The sequence below is a fragment of the Faecalicatena contorta genome, assembly GCF_001404335.1.
In the GTDB taxonomy this organism is placed as follows: Bacteria; Bacillota; Clostridia; order Lachnospirales; family Lachnospiraceae; genus Faecalicatena; species Faecalicatena contortus_B.
On the sequence record NZ_CYZU01000022.1, the window covers coordinates 67,637 to 82,759 of the forward strand.

The following is a 15,123-nucleotide window of genomic DNA, read 5'->3' on the forward strand; positions in this document are numbered from 1 at the left end:
CTATATGACTGATTTGGTTTTATAGTCATATAATAACTTATTGTAAGCAGAAAGTCAATATCCATAAATATATGATTTAAGATAAAATTGTCAAGAAAGATTTAATTGCTTAAAATACAATGAAATCGCTTGTTAGTGCAGCACATTTGCTACAGAAAAGGCAGACTAAATCCGAAAATAGAGCCTGCCAACAAAATATCTTACATAATAATTTTCCAGTTGCTATCCTTATGTAGCACAAGTTCAAACTGTGATACCTGCATTGCCTTTGTCTGATTGTCTATGAATTTCACGGCAACCTTGACTTTCACATTATCCCCGTCAGCCGTAAACACGGGATTGACTAATTCAGAATAGAGGTAGTCCCTGCCGATAGGTTCAAGCACATTGCCAGCTACATAGTAGGAAAGTTCTTTTTCCGTTGCTGTCGGGTATAGCTTAAAGAATGTTTCTAAAAATGCCGTAGCGTCATTCACAGTATCAGCGTCCACGCTTGCGTCTGCTTCGTGTGCCTTTGGTTCATAATCGGATTTCTCAACCGCTGGTGCAAGTGTCGGGTTCTGAATGATTACCATATCCCCGTCAGCGTCCACATGGACTTTTACGGTATAGGTTGCTTTGACATTCGTTGTCTGTTCTCCCTCTTTTATCTGCTGATCTACTTCGTAGGTAGCGATAAAATCGTCCGTTCCAGACTGTTCTATATCCCAAATCAGCACATTTGTAACAACGGAGCTGGTCGGTATATCGGTTCTTATGGTATCAAGGTTTAAGTCCTGCAACTCCTTTGTCAGATAGTTGCTGATTGCCTGCATCCTTGCTTCGATAGCTTCCTTGCTGTTATCCCATGTATAGTAGGACTTACAGAAATTTTTCACGAAATTTTCAATCCCGTTGGTGTCATTTAGTCTTAGCTGTATTGTTTCTGTTTCATGTACCGTGTGCATATCAATAGCGGTAAAGTTCTTATACACACCAAATGATACGCTGGCAATAAGTACCACCCATAATGCAATCACAGATTTCTTATGTGTGCCTACCTTGACAGTACGCACCTTTTTTTCTTTTACTGGTTTTTCTTTCTTTTTAAACATGGTTTCCAATCCTTTCTACTGTTTTATTCTTCCAGCACCAATCAAGTGCTGTTGCCAATACGAATTATTAAGGTCGGTATATCCGATAGGATCGCCTGCATGATACATCTGATTATTTCCTACATAGATACCGACATGGGTTACATAGCTTCCTGCATTGTAGGTACTGTGGAAAAAGACCAAATCGCCAGCCTTTGCCTGCGATAGTGGGATATGCTGTGTTGCGTCATACTGCATTTGTGCGGTTCTCGGTAAAGAGATACCAGCCTTGCCATAACACCACTGGGTCAGTCCGCTACAATCAAAAGAAGTGTTTGGGTTACTGCCCCCATACACGTATTTCCAACCTTGATACTTCAACGCTTCATTCATTATCCTTTGTGCCAGTTCGCCCGATACTTGATTGACAACAAGATACTGGTTCACAAGCTCCACATAAAACATATTTCCATAGCCATAACGCCAGCCCCCGTTCTTTGCCACAGCGATAGGGTTCGTATAGATTACTTTCTGACCGCCCGACTTATCCCTTGCGAAGTTTTCCGCAAGATTGAATGTATGCTTTTTTCCATTTCCTGCCACATATCCCACATAGCCACCGCCATAGTTATAGGACTGTATCACGACATTTATATCACTGATACCTTGATTTTTGCAGGAAGAAAGCAGGGACGCAAAATATTTACACCCCTGCTTGATTGAGCTTTCTGTATCTAATGAGTTGGGCGGTAGTCCCAGACTTTCAGAACTTTGCATAACGTCCTCGGCTGTACCGCCACTTTCCACTTGTATGATTGCCAGCAACACATTGACATACTCGGAAATGCCGTTTTCTCTGGCATACTTTTCTACCATAGGCTGATGTTTCAAGACTTCGGCAGATAGGTTCATACCAACGTAATTAGAGGAATAACCGTTGCCCCCGTCGTCGTCCTCGGCACTAATCAGAACCCCAAAGAATAATACAATAGAAAAGAGGATAGGAAACAGACTGCCAATGATAGCGATATGTCTTAGTTTCATTTCTTCTTTTGTCCTTTCTTGAATAAGGTTCGTTTGTTCTTTTCGGTATTCTGCTGTGTATGCTTCTGAACGGTTGTTTTCGTAACACGGTCAGCCTTGTAATTCTGTCTTATGGTTTCTTGATTGACGGTCTTTGCTGATGAACCACCAGAAGATAGCGGACGTTCCTTGACAACATTTGTTTTGACTTCATTATTCTTAACCGTAGAAGCTGTGGCAGGGCGTTTGACTTCCTGCTGTTTTTCCACATTGACCTTAGAAGTAGTCGCTGGTCTTTCATGGGGACGGGTAGCTCCGCTTGTCGCTGATCCGTCCGTTTTCTTACCTGCCTGCCTTGCTTCTTGTGCCTTTTGAAGCTCCATACGCTTGTCAGCGATATTCTGTCTGTGTAGCTGTTGTTTCTCGAAACGTCCAGACTGGCGGTTTTCTTGTTCCTGCACCACACCACGCTTGAAGTCGGACACACTGGACTTTGCCTTTTCTTTGGCAGAATGAACCGCATAAGCGGTCTGTGTCGGCATATCTTTGATATTTTCTTTGACAGCAGTTGCCTTGTCCTTGACCTTATTCTTTGTATCAAGGACAGCTCCCACGGCTGAACCTGCTTTCTGCCCCATGCTGGAGCTTGTATTTCCACGATTGTTCTTTGTTCCATTCTGGCGTGTAGATTTTGAACCGACAACGACACCACCAGCCACCGCACCAGCGACACCACCAGCACTAACAGCTCTTGCAAGCCTATGTTCCATACGTCTAGCCCTATGTCGCATGAACAGATACGGTCTGCGGAATATTCTCCGTCCCATGCTTTGACTGTCGCCAGCGTTTAAAGAGAACATACTCATTAAATCGCCCAGCTTCATGTAGATACCTGCAAAACACACTATCTGCAAGAACGCCACCATAAAGAACGGGTAGTCCGTCGATATGTTGTAGAACATACTGGAAATACTAAAGGCTACCGTTACAATCAGCGTAATACCAGCCCTTGTCATAATGGTATTGAACACACGGACGATTGCCTGCTTTGCCATACTTTCATAGCTCGGTATCATGGAAAGTAGAAAACTGATAGGCAAAAACATTGCGAAAATGATAAAAAGTATCTGGCTAAATAACATCATGCCCGTAAGCAAGAATACAAATATGGTTATTCCTAAGTTGAAGATAAGCAGGAAGAACACCATACCTAAACGGTTCACGACCTGCGGTATCGTCAGATTGTTGTTGTCATTGTCCTCAATCTCGGTCTTGACGACATTTTCCCTTATTTCGCCGTCCTCGTCCTCTGGGCTTGCCGATACCAGAGCTTCCACACGGTCAGAACCGATTTCCTCTATATCGGAATTACCGAATTGAAGCAGTAGCCACGGCTGTTGTACTTGTATGGAAAATAGGCTGTCCCTTATTAAGTCCACGCTATCCTTGCCCTTGCTGTCGCTGTCGGGAAGCATGATTTTTGTTCCCAAGTCCAGTGAAGCGGTGCTGATGTCTGATGAAAAGTCATTTATTTTCTTGATGTAGTCAGGAGCGTAGGCAATAAAGGAAGCAGATAAAAGAAACACCACTACAAAGTTGATAACGGCGTGAAGTGCCTTGCTGGTTTCCCTTTTTATCAGTCCCGTATAGGCAACATAAATACCCACTACTAAGATAATCAGAAGTAGAAATCCCACATAAAATCCAGAAGTAGAAAAGCCGTTTTCGGTAACCCCTGCAAGGGTCTGTATGCTTTTGCCGATACTGTCTGCCATATCGTTGATAAAATCCAGCTTGTAGGCTTCCTGCACCACATACCCCGTAGCATTGCTTAAATACAAGCTGATAGTCCAGACGAAATTTGTAATGCAGTAAAGCCCATATTGCACACTTTTTCCAATCCCGTCCAGCCAGTTCCACGGAAGCCACGACCAGCTATTATCCACATAGAAATCAAGCTGATAATTCGACAGCGGATATTTTGAATAAAGGTTTTCGGTATTGACAGTGTCGTCCACAAGTCCCGTTGCGTGTACCACCGTTCCCAAGAGTGAAAGCAGGATAAGGGACAGTGCCACGACGAACAGAGCCATTTTGAGAACGTGAAGTATCTTTTTTCTTGTGAACGCACTTTTTATCCTTTCTTTCATCACTCCACCTCATTTCTCTGTATCGGCGGTCTGGTATCAAAGGCGTGCAGTAATTCTTCAAAGACTGGGTGTATCTGCACCACGCCCACACGTCCGTATAAATCTTGTAATAGGCATTGCCCGTTTTCCAAATCACGAAGTCGCTTCTGGTTGTTCTCGTCCTCTTTGTCAATGCTGAAAAATTCAAGGGTCTGCTTAATCTCGTTGATGTCGGTACTACGGAAAGCGAATTTTAAACCGATATTGTTTTTCAGACTTTCCTTTGACACGTCCCCCGAAGACTGTGTTACAAAATATACGCCTGCCTGCATGGCACGACCAGCACGAACCAGCTTGTTAGAGAGCGTTTCGCCTTGTGCCACATTTAAGAACGCCCACGCTTCGTCAAGGTCTACAATCTTGAAAATACTTCTGTCCGAATGGATAAAATCTAAGGCAAAGGTACTAATTACAATCAGCATGGAAACAGACAATAGTTCAATGGTCGTGTATTCCTCAAAGGTGGTGTCTTTATCGGGTAGCACTAAGTCAGCTACTTGAATGATATTGAGCTGGTTATCTAAACTGATTGCATTTTCCACCGTACCGTCTGAAAACAGCAGATGTGCAAAATCGTAGTCCGTGAAGCTGTCGATATGGTCGGCAATGTTGCGTGAGATAGGCGTATCTTCCTTTCTTAATTCCTCAATCACATGGAGCAATCCTCGCTGGTCGCTTTGGGTAACGGCACGCACCGCCTTTCTAAGTACGGGGAACTTCTCGCCGTCCCTCGATGAGATCCCCGTAAGGAATGCGAGAATGTCGATTGCCAGACTTTCAGCGTCTTTGACATTCTTCATAATCACGAATGGGTCAAGAAGTCCTGCGTTTTCTCTGTCGCTGGTAAGGTTTACGATATTGATTTCATGGGCGATTTCTGGCAAGGTTTCTTTCCAGTTGCCACGTTCACTTTTCGGGTCTAAGATGACCGCCTGACCGCCAAACAGCACAGAATAATAAACAAGCAGATTGTTACAGAATGATTTTCCACCGCCAAGACTTCCAACAAAGGCAGAAGCCAGAGCATTTGTAACCGTTCCTTTTACACCTTGACTGGCAAGGGACGGCTGTAAATATACATTGCGTCCCGTATCAACGGAATAGCCTATATAGATACCCGTATTTTCCCCTAACTGCTGTGTCGCTCCAAAGCCAAGTCCTGCTAAGAAGTCGGATTTTACATACTGCACATAGTCATTGATGTATCGCTTGCTGGCTGGTAAAAATTCAGAATGAAGCCCCAACATATCGCCAGCAGGACGTACCAGCTTGACGTTCAAATCGTCGTAGAAGTCCTTGACTTCATCACAGCGTCGTTTCAGTTCGTCAAGGTCGGGAGCAGATACACGGATAACATAAGAGAGCTTATACATACTTTCTTTGGACTGGTCTAAATCCATTTCCAGCTCGTCCACATTGTCTAGTGCGTCCACTACATTTGAACTGGTTTCACTGCCAGACTGATAGGCGTGATTGTCTAAATCTTTTAACTCTTTCTTTTTATTTCTTACTGTCGATAACGCTTTTCGGTTCTCCACAATTTCTACATTCATGCTGGTATCAACGGGAAAGGTAAACTGCTGTTGCTGAAAATAGAAGATTTCGCTGGACGGAAAATCAAGCTCGCCGACAATCGCATTGACGGTAAAGCAGGAAACGTAGCTTTCGCTGTCCTCATGTTCCAAGCGTAAATGTCGCTGGTTTTCTTCCACAAGGCAACGGGTCGGACGTATCAAGTCATAATGCTTTATCAGCGTTTCCTTTTTCAGTTTCTTCTTTGGTAGCGAATACTCATAATCTTCATAGGCGACACCGTCCCTGCCGTAGATGTGTTCAATCAGATAGCCGAAGTCGTTTTTATCTAAGCGTCTTACTTTGAAGCGTCGGCTGATTTTGTTTTCTAACAGCTTTTCCATTTTCATGTAACGGTTGATTTCATCATTCGGCATAGATACAAAGTCATTCATCAGCGTATGGTTCACTTCATGGATAAACTCCTTGAATGTCAGCCACGCCGATTTTTTAATGTTCTTCAAATTAAATTGTTCTTCCGTTACCATGAGCTTGAAGCCAAGAAAAAAGCGGTAGTCTACTTGATTATCCCCAATCATGCTTACTAACGCTTCGGTCTGCTCGTCTATCTTCTGATAGGCAACGTCTTTCAATCGCCCCATTACCAGCTTTTTTGACTGTTCTTGTATGCTTTGGATTGAGCTTTCCGTGGCAATCTGCAAGGCGTGTATCTTGCCCTCACGGGACTGTGCGATAAGCTGTCGGAAGCTGTCATGCACAATGAATTTCTGTTCAGCAGATAGAAAACTGTAATTGTAAGGTATCAGCTCATAGTAGGCGAATACCTCATTGTCCTTGTTCCAGACAAGGTTATTGTCGATATATTTAATCGGGAACATAGCTCACACTCCTTACTGCCGTGATAGTTTCATGTAATACCTGCTTATCCAGTTTCACGGCTTTTCCTGCATAAGTGGTCTTTGGTCGAAGCCCGTAGGTAATCATGGACTTTAGAAAACTGTAAGGCTTCTTGCCGTCAAAGGTCTTTTGCGACATGAACCATGTAAGAGCTACGGGAATACCGAAATATTTCAGAAATGCCCCCTCAATCATGGATAAGGGCGGTAAGTCCCCAAACAGAATGATGATAAACTCGGTTATCACAAACCATGTAATCTGTGTAAAGGTAACGGGAAAGGGCAGGTTAAAATCATTGATTGCATACAAGACTTTTTCCACGTTCCAGATACCCGTATAGCTTTTAATCTTTTTCATGTTTTCGTTTCAACTCCTTTCTTTATTCCTGCCGTGTTCTTCACGGCATAGTGGTATCTCTTTATGAGATTTCACATAATAGAAAAGGACAGCCGTTTTTCAGACTGTCCCCAATAGAAAAAGCTGTCAGAAGCAACAATGCTTGTCGCTGATCTTCCAGCTTCTTACCACAGTATTTCACACATACCGTAGCTTGTTTCAATAAAAGTTCCCTCAAAGGATAAATCCCTGCCGTATGCTTCATAGTCGATATAGTTCTGTAACTGTGGGGGGATTTCCCCTAACATCTGCATTTCATCTATGAAGTAATAAGCAACGTCGGTCATGGTTTCACAATCGGAATAGCAATACACGTCGTCCTTATGGTCGTACACTTCTTCCAGACTGCCGTAATGAGAGATAAACTCGTCCAGCTCGTCCGTGATGTAGTCGGGTAATTCTTCAATCATTTCAAACATTTCATTGAGTTCTTCAATCGAGATATATTCGCCAATCTCAATGGGAAAGTTTTCCGTATCATGTACGGCGTATTCTTCGTATCGTTCATTCAAGCCGATACGCTCGGCAACATCTTCTTCATCAATCGGAAAAGAGAACCAGTCGCCGACCAGATACCCCTCATTGTATTTCCCAAGATTAGCGATATATACACGCATATCCTCTACCATAGCAACACCCCATTTCTACGGCAGTTCATAGATACCGTGGTCTGTTTCTATAAATTTTCCATTATCATCAAGATACTGTCCGTAGGCATCGTAATCAAAGTAACGGGTCAGGCGTTCCTCAATGGCAGAAAAAGCAGGGTCATTGTCCAACAAATGCCTTGCCACATCAGCCATGTTTTTACACCATGAATAATGTATCACGTCATGGCGGTGCTGGTGCAGTTCGTCAAGGCTGGTAAAGTAACACATCAGTTCCCCGTAGTCCTCTTGTAAATCAAGTGGCAGACTTTCAAAGGTATGGTAAAGGTCATTCAGCTTTTCAATAGTCGTATCTTCGCCGACTTCATCAGCAAAAGACAGTTCCATTTCTGTGATACGGTAATCTTCACTGTCGATAGGAACGCCTATCTGTTCTTCCAGTTCTTCCTCGTCAATGGGAAGTGTGAACCATGCGGAACGGATTTCTTCAGAAGTGTGTAGTCGGCTTTCGATACAGACACGCATTTCATTCATAGGTTTTCACGTCCTTTCTTTCATGCTTCAGCTATGCTAGTGTAAGGGACACCAAAGACATAGCCTGCAAAATCTTCTAATTGTTTCTGCGGATAATCGGCAAGGTTCAGTTGCTTCATTTCCTGCCACACCATACGTTTATGATGTGGTAAATCTGAAATGTAGGTACAACCAATCCTTGCCTGCATATCCGAAAATATATCTTTCAAGCAATCACTCTAATCTTAAATTTGAGTATAGAAAAAGCGGTTAATCTCCAATGGAGTAACCGCTTAATTATGTTTATTCATAATCTCCAAATTTTTCCAAATCATTGTTCCAAAGAGGTGGAGCTTCTGGAAAAACTTCATCATGCGTTTTAAAATATATTTCTCGAACGACATCAATCCAATTATTTATATTTTTTATTGCGACAATGCCATCTCCATAAGGAAAAATATTTAAAAACATACTTGTAATCTGTGCTAAAGATATGGCTGAATGTTCTGCAGGTGTTGTAATTCCGTAATCACTTCTGCCAACGGGAATAATATTTTCTGTCTTCATATTACCTAAACGTGCAAATGTTCCCTGTGGTGAAGCATGAACAGTTTTATTCGCTAAGTCATATTGTTTTCTCCAGACTTTGGTATTCATATCGCAATGAGTTTGAATATCATTAAAACTTATATATCTTTTTTTAGAAGAAAACAAATCACTTGCTCGTGCCCATTCATATCTATCGTCCGTTTCGCTAGCTTCAATAAATGCTTTTGCAACATTTTCTCCATTTTCTGTTATAAATGAAGCTATTATGGAGAGTTCATACATAGAACGCCACCTAGCATATGCACCATCTGCAAATCCATTTTTCATAAGGGTAATAATTTCAAGAAATTCTTGTAAAGCTCGTCCATGGATATGTAGCATAGCCAAAAAAGTGTTATTATTTTGAATTTTTTCTTCAATACTTAAATCGTTGACATACTGGACATAGGACTCAGCAACTTCTAATGTCATAATATACATTGCTTCTGAAGCGACAAAGCCTCTATACCATTTTTGTTCTTGTCTGACTATAAATTCCTCTTCTCCTGCCCTAAAAGCCATGACCTCTTCATACATTGTTTTTTTCATATATTGAGTAGTATCATCAGCCATTTTGAAAAGCATTTCTTTAAATAAGTCACTCAAATCAATTTTTTCTAATTTTTCTATGACTTCTTTAGCTTCAGCTTCCGTTTCCGCTTCTTCAATTCTATTTTTTACAGTTTTCATAAACGTATCTTTTAGGAAAATTGAAGCATTATCTTTTGCCATATTTTTAACCCACCCTTCCAATATCTTATATGTAAATTATAACATTGTTAAAGCTGGTTAGCACTATTTATTATGCTCCGATAATCTTATTGAACAGCTCTAAGAGTACATCTTTGACACCGCCTGCATTGAATACCAATCCAACAGCAACTAAGGCAACCACCAAGAAGCCGATAAGTTTTGAAAACTCACGTTTAAACCCTAAGTAAATACCAATAACCACAATCGCCATAAGCACTAAGCTCTGGGCGTTGCTTAAAAACCATGTATATAAATTTTGCCCGAAATTCATTTATTTTTCCTCGCTTTCCTTTAATTCAATAATGTGTCGGTCAGCTTCCTTTCCGACACTCATAATACACATCAGAACCACGCCGATACCCATGCCAAGTGATACCAGCAGTAAGTCCTTAATCAATTCCCATATCATCATCAATCACTCCTTTTCTTGTTTTATCAGTTCATCCACCGAAGCCGTCTGTTGCTTCACGATCTGCTTGTGCTTGTCCGTCAGTTTTGCCTGCTGTTCAATAGTTTTGAGATAGTCGGTCTGATTGCCTGCGTCTATCTGTTTCAGCATTTTCAAAGTCGGGGCAACCTGCCTTTGTAGCCAGTTCAGCGTTCTTTGCAGAGTATAAGGCTCTGGCTTTGTCGTCAGCTTCACGGGCGGTCGCCCCTCACCAATGAACCAAGACCAGCGTGCATTTGTTTTCCAGTCACTTTTTCGTTTGCCTACTTCCTTATCGGCAAAGCGGATATACTGGTTGATAATAGAAAATGCCGTCAGCTCTGCGTCGTAGTGGGTCAGCAGTTCTCTCACGGCATAGTAGGCACGTTCATTTTTCAGACGTATCTCAAATCGGTTTTTAATGGGGACTTCCTCAATCGGTATTCCCAATTTTGAGGATTGTTCATAATTCTTTTCATAGACACAGAAGTAGACTTCACTGGTAAATGAACCAATATAAAGCGTGTGTCCCATGCCGTCCTTGTTGACTTCGTTGTGCTTTACCAGCTCCCCAGAACCATAGTTCTTGAAAGAACGAAATTTAGAAATACATTCCTCGTTCTTGCATTTCTCTATCAGTTCTGGAATATCCAGTAAGCCCGTTCTGTCGTTGATAGCTAGGTCGATACGCTTCATCACACCGCCATTAACTAATGCGTCCATGAGGAAGTCATACCAGCTTCGCTCCTGTGCCAGCAGGTAGCTTTCAAACTGGCGACAGCCTTTGCCTTTCAGTTCCAGCAGGACACCTTTTTCCTTGTCTTGTGAAGTATAAACGAACACGTCCCCGATATAGTAATGCTCGGTGTACTTGTAATGCCCGAAATCTTCGTGAAGCATATAGTCTACATTCAGCTTTAGAATGTCCTTGATAACGTGCTGTATATCCAGTGTGGGAAATCGGATACGCACATAATCAAAGAGCAGGAACATGGGAGCTTCGGGATTGAATTTTTCCACAGCTTCCAGTAGTTTGTGCTTCATGTCCTCGGTCAGTGCTACCTTGCCAGCTTCGATACGGCTTAGATGTTCACGGCTGATACCAGCCATGATTGCAAGCCTTGTCTGCGATACGCCATAATCATTGCGTTTTGCTTTCAAGGCGTTGAGAAAATCAGTATCATTCAGTTGTCATACCCCCAATCGTGATATTTTTGTGATTTTGTGATAATTTCAAGCGATTATCACAAATGGCTGAAAATAGAGAAAACCCTAATAACTAGCGGACTTTCAAAGGTTTTTGAACCAGTTTCCAGCGTAATTGTGCCCCTCTGTTAGATAATGAGGGGCTTGTATCTGCTGGCGTGGCTACCGCCACACCAGCAACGGCTAGTCCGTGCCGTCGCCTTTCGCTTCGCACGTCGCCGTCCCGTCCTGCCTTGCATATGTAAGAGAACCTATGTTCTGCAAAAAATCATATCCTTTCGGGACTAAAGGCGTGTAAAATTCACTTATGACGCTTGTTCCCACATCGCAATAGCCACGCCCTTTGATACGCTTCTGGAAAAACTGTTTTTTCACATCAGAACCAAACAGCATACCGTAACCTAATTCGCTGATACGTCCCAACCCTACACGGAAATTGAAATTATCTCTGATACCGTCCGAGAAATATTTTGCGTCTGGACGCTGGCAGGCAACAATCAGAAAATAGCCTGCTTGTCGTCCTAACATAACGATTTTCTTTAACTGGCTAAGTAAACTTACGCTTTCCTTTGTCCCCAGCATTTCAAAAAACGCCACATATTCATCAAAGATAAGAAAACAGGGGGGCAGTCCCAGATAGGCGTAGTTTTCGCCCGTCTTATAGTTCGGGTGTTGCTTCATTTCTTCGCTTCTTTGTACCATGCCCTCATAAAAGGCATTGACGCAATCAATCATTTCTTCTTTGGTGTGATATACATTTCCCATAACTGTACCTAAGTCTGCAAGGTCAGCGTTCTTCGGGTCTAAGATGTAAAGAATAGCGTTCGTATGTAGCAGAGCTTCAATAAGCGTCAGCAGAAAATACGTTTTACCGCCACCAGTTCCACCAGCAATCAGAGCGTGAGGAAGTGCGTCATATTCCCATACAAGATTTTTCATCAGTCTAAGACAGCCGTTTTCTGCTTTCACTTCGTCAATGGTAATGCGGTTCGCTATCATATCATAAAGCAGTGTATATTCGATATAGCCGTCATGTAAGGTCTTGTCGGTCAGTTCACAATACAAGCCACTTTCCAATTTATCCTCTAATCGTAAGAGCTGGTCTTGATATTTCCCCAGCGTAATTTCACAGCGGATATGAAGCAATCCTTTTTCCATTTGATAGTAAATCTTTGGAAACCAGACGATTTTTTCCCTTGATCTGCTTTGCAGGTCAGTAAAAAAACCGCCGTCTTGTACAGTATCGGCTTCATACCACTTGTTTTCCAGTATCATTCTTGCCAGCTTTTGACGGTGCAGTAGCTTCTTGAAACTGTCATGGCAGAAGCGGTAATACCAAAAAGCGACCAATGCACAAACACCAGTCGCTATCAGTATGGTTATGAAGTTGTAAGGGGAAAGCGTCAAGCCGTTCTCTAACAAGCTGATATGCTCCCAATCAGTACGCATGAGCTGTTTCATATTCAGTAGCAGAAGAACTACCACGAATACAAACAGAAGCGTCCCTATGGAAAAATGGTAGACAAGGTGCTTGTCGCTGGCTCTGATACGGTGTCCTTTATTCAAAATCATTCGCATAAATCAATCACTCCAATCTTAAATTTAAGTATGAAAAAAGCAGTCAATCTTAAAAGACTAACCGCTTTGTGTGTATGAATATGAAGTTGTTACATTGTAGGGTATGTTCATTATACGTGCTTTGTTGTTTTAACTCTTGATTGTGCAATTTCTTCAAATAGCTGTTTTTCGTTTAGGTCTTTAAAAACTCTTTTGGGAATTAACGTATATAATCGTGGTGCTTGAATTAAGTAATAAAAATCATGGCTTTCCCATAGTGCAGAGTAGATGTCCCACTTCACTTCTGAGTCAATGCTTTGTGTTTTAAATTTAATGTTTTCCTTAGAAAATACCAGCGTATATTCCTCATGATATTTTGCAGTTTGTTTGAATTTCAGTATAGGCATTAGGATATATAAATAGCTTCCCAATGCAGTTACAACAATTATCAATCCAAATATTAAAATACTAAATACGCTAAAAGAGGAGAACAGCATATAAATGACTGACAGCAACAAAAATACAGCGACTAAAGCAATATCATATTTATGTATAGTTTTACTAGAAATTAAATATTGCCTTTCTGCTTTTATATATTCACTTTGAGTATATTGAAATCTTAACTCTACTGTTTCCAAAGTTATACCTCCGTTCGTTATATAAATAATCTTTGTTACAATTTCAAATTTGAAAATCACTTTTTTTTGATAAGTTTCAGTTTTATATTTCTCCTTTCAGCAATCTTCCGAAACACCTCTACCACATACAAGCATTGTGCCTTAAATGGTAGTAAGGACAATTCGTCATTGGATTGTATTTGTTTCATTGCTTCTTGCAATTCTGAAAGATCTAATAAATTAACTGCCACACAAAAGAAAGTCTTTCTACGCCCGTCATTATAGTTAGAAAGTAAGTAAGAAAGAATTTGTGTTTTTTCCTGCTGTTCAAGATTATATTGCTCAATGCCTATGTTTTTTGCTCTTTCTAAATCTGCTTTTCGCCGTTTATGCGTGATGAAAGAATCATAATCATCAATGTGTTGATATTTTTCGCATGGATATTGTCTGCATTCATAGCAATATTCAATCTTTCCATGTTCAAGACTACATTTCGCAATTCTGCATGATTGATTACCATTGCCACAACCGCCACAGTAATTTCCCAAAAGCATAGGGCATAATCCGCAATTCAATCCGCAAAGAGAAAATAATTGGTTTTTACGTTCAAATCCTTTCATAGTACCAGTCTCCTAACTTCAAATTTATCTTTGGATTTATTGACTTTTACAAACTGGAAGTTATCGCTCTGACATATATTTCTGTATTTCGTTAGAAGTCAATTTTCGTATTTGTGTATTTGCATATTCTTTATATTCTTCAACAGCAAAAATAGGCTTTGTATCTTTACAGGTTTTACCTTTATTCTTTTTTAGGTATAACTGTAAGTCCTCATTATTTGCAAAAATTTTGTAGGAACGTCTCCCATTTTCACTTACTATTTCATAAATACCACATGATTTTTTCATACTGTAATCAGCAGTACGCAAATACATTTTTGCAATTTCTAGTGACTTGAAAGGAAAATTCCATCTTTGCAGACCACGCTTAGGGTCATGTTCAATACAGATGCACCGTCCACAAGTCCCACAGATATACTGTGTATGATTTTGTAAACATTCTATCGGATTTAACAACGGTGTAATTCTATTTTCATCAATATAGCATTCAATGCACATTATGGTCTCATCTCCTTACAAATTATATTTTTTATCTTCTATAGTCATATAAACTGGGATTTGCTTACTTCTTTTTCTTCGGTTTTGGTGCTGGTAGTTCTTCATACATAGCATGAAACAAGCCTGTCAAAAATTCCTTATTATCAACTTCTTCTACCAACAACATTTCTTTTGCTCCCTCATAGGGTAACTCATGCAGAGCTGTTGACATATAACTAATTGCTGATTTTACTGGTTTGACAAGCAATCTATCATCATAGATACCGCCGACAATCTTACCACGATAATAGATAATAAATTCTCCCATCATAGCACGATATGTAATTTCTTCTAATTCGGATAACTGCCCTAAAATAAACTCCAAATATTCTTTGCTTGATGCCATACTTCCACCTCAAATTCCTATTTATATACTAAATTGAAGTATAAAATCATCATTTCCTGTTGGGCTTTCTTTTTATTCCCAATAATTTAACAAAATCATTAAATAAGATTGTATCTGTTGGCTCAAACATCAACCATTTTCCGTCATGATGGTGCTAGAATATAAATAGTACAAGTCAAAATGAGAATTCCTAATCTAATATTTCATGGTACAATGTAGGTACCGCACTGAAGGAGGATC

The 15,123-nt window shown here is 40.7% G+C and carries 17 protein-coding genes; all 17 read right to left on the reverse strand.

Annotated elements, in window-relative coordinates; all coding sequences use genetic code 11:
* Nucleotides 1-200 precede the first annotated feature (200 nt).
* The gene (locus tag ARB69_RS12555; RefSeq protein ID WP_044822758.1) at nucleotides 201-1,094 is read right to left on the reverse strand and encodes a conjugal transfer protein; all 894 of its coding nucleotides are present in this window, start codon (nucleotides 1,092-1,094) and stop codon (nucleotides 201-203) included.
* 15 nt (nucleotides 1,095-1,109) lie between these two features.
* On the reverse strand, nucleotides 1,110-2,117 hold the full coding sequence (locus ARB69_RS12560) for a lysozyme family protein (RefSeq protein WP_044822759.1): 1,008 nt from the start codon (nucleotides 2,115-2,117) through the stop codon (nucleotides 1,110-1,112).
* On the reverse strand, nucleotides 2,114-4,246 hold the full coding sequence (locus tag ARB69_RS12565; RefSeq protein WP_044822760.1) for a CD3337/EF1877 family mobilome membrane protein: 2,133 nt from the start codon (nucleotides 4,244-4,246) through the stop codon (nucleotides 2,114-2,116). The genes ARB69_RS12560 and ARB69_RS12565 overlap by 4 nt, the downstream gene beginning before the upstream one ends.
* On the reverse strand, nucleotides 4,246-6,696 hold the full coding sequence (locus ARB69_RS12570; protein ID WP_044822761.1) for an ATP-binding protein: 2,451 nt from the start codon (nucleotides 6,694-6,696) through the stop codon (nucleotides 4,246-4,248). The genes ARB69_RS12565 and ARB69_RS12570 overlap by 1 nt, the downstream gene beginning before the upstream one ends.
* A complete protein-coding gene (locus tag ARB69_RS12575; RefSeq protein WP_044822762.1) occupies nucleotides 6,683-7,072 on the reverse strand; it encodes a conjugal transfer protein in 390 nt (129 codons plus the stop codon). The genes ARB69_RS12570 and ARB69_RS12575 overlap by 14 nt, the downstream gene beginning before the upstream one ends.
* A 164-nt stretch (nucleotides 7,073-7,236) precedes the next feature.
* Nucleotides 7,237-7,740, reverse strand: coding sequence for an antirestriction protein ArdA (locus ARB69_RS12580; RefSeq protein WP_044822763.1), 504 nt, complete (start codon nucleotides 7,738-7,740; stop codon nucleotides 7,237-7,239).
* 15 nt (nucleotides 7,741-7,755) lie between these two features.
* A complete protein-coding gene (locus ARB69_RS12585) occupies nucleotides 7,756-8,253 on the reverse strand; it encodes an antirestriction protein ArdA (protein WP_044822764.1) in 498 nt (165 codons plus the stop codon).
* A gap of 20 nt (nucleotides 8,254-8,273) precedes the next feature.
* Nucleotides 8,274-8,462: a hypothetical protein gene (locus tag ARB69_RS26065; RefSeq protein ID WP_044822765.1), complete on the reverse strand. Its 189-nt coding sequence runs from the start codon at nucleotides 8,460-8,462 to the stop codon at nucleotides 8,274-8,276.
* Between the two features lie 73 nt (nucleotides 8,463-8,535).
* The gene (locus ARB69_RS12590) at nucleotides 8,536-9,552 is read right to left on the reverse strand and encodes a DUF5677 domain-containing protein (RefSeq protein WP_044822766.1); all 1,017 of its coding nucleotides are present in this window, start codon (nucleotides 9,550-9,552) and stop codon (nucleotides 8,536-8,538) included.
* Between the two features lie 70 nt (nucleotides 9,553-9,622).
* Entirely contained in the window at nucleotides 9,623-9,844 is a 222-nt protein-coding gene (locus tag ARB69_RS12595) for a hypothetical protein (RefSeq protein WP_006354966.1), read from the reverse strand.
* Nucleotides 9,845-9,979, reverse strand: a complete 135-nt coding sequence (locus ARB69_RS12600) for a DUF3789 domain-containing protein (RefSeq protein ID WP_044822823.1) — start codon at nucleotides 9,977-9,979, stop codon at nucleotides 9,845-9,847. It abuts the gene before it with no gap.
* A 9-nt stretch (nucleotides 9,980-9,988) separates the two neighbouring features.
* Nucleotides 9,989-11,188 (reverse strand): MobT family relaxase, encoded by a 1,200-nt coding sequence (gene mobT, locus ARB69_RS12605; RefSeq protein WP_080291451.1) that lies wholly within the window; start codon nucleotides 11,186-11,188, stop codon nucleotides 9,989-9,991.
* A 201-nt stretch (nucleotides 11,189-11,389) separates the two neighbouring features.
* Nucleotides 11,390-12,784 carry an FtsK/SpoIIIE domain-containing protein gene (locus tag ARB69_RS12610; protein WP_044822768.1) on the reverse strand — a complete coding sequence of 465 codons (1,395 nt, stop codon included), beginning with the start codon at nucleotides 12,782-12,784 and terminating at the stop codon, nucleotides 11,390-11,392.
* A gap of 110 nt (nucleotides 12,785-12,894) precedes the next feature.
* A complete protein-coding gene (locus tag ARB69_RS12615) occupies nucleotides 12,895-13,401 on the reverse strand; it encodes a YcxB family protein (RefSeq protein WP_044822824.1) in 507 nt (168 codons plus the stop codon).
* A gap of 56 nt (nucleotides 13,402-13,457) precedes the next feature.
* A complete protein-coding gene (locus tag ARB69_RS12620; protein WP_044822769.1) occupies nucleotides 13,458-14,000 on the reverse strand; it encodes a DUF3795 domain-containing protein in 543 nt (180 codons plus the stop codon).
* Between the two features lie 60 nt (nucleotides 14,001-14,060).
* Nucleotides 14,061-14,498, reverse strand: coding sequence for a hypothetical protein (locus tag ARB69_RS12625; RefSeq protein WP_044822770.1), 438 nt, complete (start codon nucleotides 14,496-14,498; stop codon nucleotides 14,061-14,063).
* Nucleotides 14,499-14,562: 64 nt separating this feature from the next.
* A complete protein-coding gene (locus tag ARB69_RS12630; protein WP_044822771.1) occupies nucleotides 14,563-14,883 on the reverse strand; it encodes a TfoX/Sxy family protein in 321 nt (106 codons plus the stop codon).
* Nucleotides 14,884-15,123: the final 240 nt, after the last annotated feature.

What these genes read in the sequence shown, in the direction of transcription:
- ARB69_RS12555 (WP_044822758.1), bottom strand. Translation starts at nt 1,094, where the DNA reads ATGTTTAAAAAGAAAGAAAAACCAGTAAAAGAAAAAAAGGTGCGTACT.
- ARB69_RS12560 (WP_044822759.1), bottom strand. Translation starts at nt 2,117, where the DNA reads ATGAAACTAAGACATATCGCTATCATTGGCAGTCTGTTTCCTATCCTC.
- ARB69_RS12565 (WP_044822760.1), bottom strand. Translation starts at nt 4,246, where the DNA reads ATGAAAGAAAGGATAAAAAGTGCGTTCACAAGAAAAAAGATACTTCAC.
- ARB69_RS12570 (WP_044822761.1), bottom strand. Translation starts at nt 6,696, where the DNA reads ATGTTCCCGATTAAATATATCGACAATAACCTTGTCTGGAACAAGGAC.
- ARB69_RS12575 (WP_044822762.1), bottom strand. Translation starts at nt 7,072, where the DNA reads ATGAAAAAGATTAAAAGCTATACGGGTATCTGGAACGTGGAAAAAGTC.
- ARB69_RS12580 (WP_044822763.1), bottom strand. Translation starts at nt 7,740, where the DNA reads ATGGTAGAGGATATGCGTGTATATATCGCTAATCTTGGGAAATACAAT.
- ARB69_RS12585 (WP_044822764.1), bottom strand. Translation starts at nt 8,253, where the DNA reads ATGAATGAAATGCGTGTCTGTATCGAAAGCCGACTACACACTTCTGAA.
- ARB69_RS12590 (WP_044822766.1), bottom strand. Translation starts at nt 9,552, where the DNA reads ATGGCAAAAGATAATGCTTCAATTTTCCTAAAAGATACGTTTATGAAA.
- ARB69_RS12595 (WP_006354966.1), bottom strand. Translation starts at nt 9,844, where the DNA reads ATGAATTTCGGGCAAAATTTATATACATGGTTTTTAAGCAACGCCCAG.
- ARB69_RS12610 (WP_044822768.1), bottom strand. Translation starts at nt 12,784, where the DNA reads ATGCGAATGATTTTGAATAAAGGACACCGTATCAGAGCCAGCGACAAG.
- ARB69_RS12620 (WP_044822769.1), bottom strand. Translation starts at nt 14,000, where the DNA reads ATGAAAGGATTTGAACGTAAAAACCAATTATTTTCTCTTTGCGGATTG.
- ARB69_RS12625 (WP_044822770.1), bottom strand. Translation starts at nt 14,498, where the DNA reads ATGTGCATTGAATGCTATATTGATGAAAATAGAATTACACCGTTGTTA.
- ARB69_RS12630 (WP_044822771.1), bottom strand. Translation starts at nt 14,883, where the DNA reads ATGGCATCAAGCAAAGAATATTTGGAGTTTATTTTAGGGCAGTTATCC.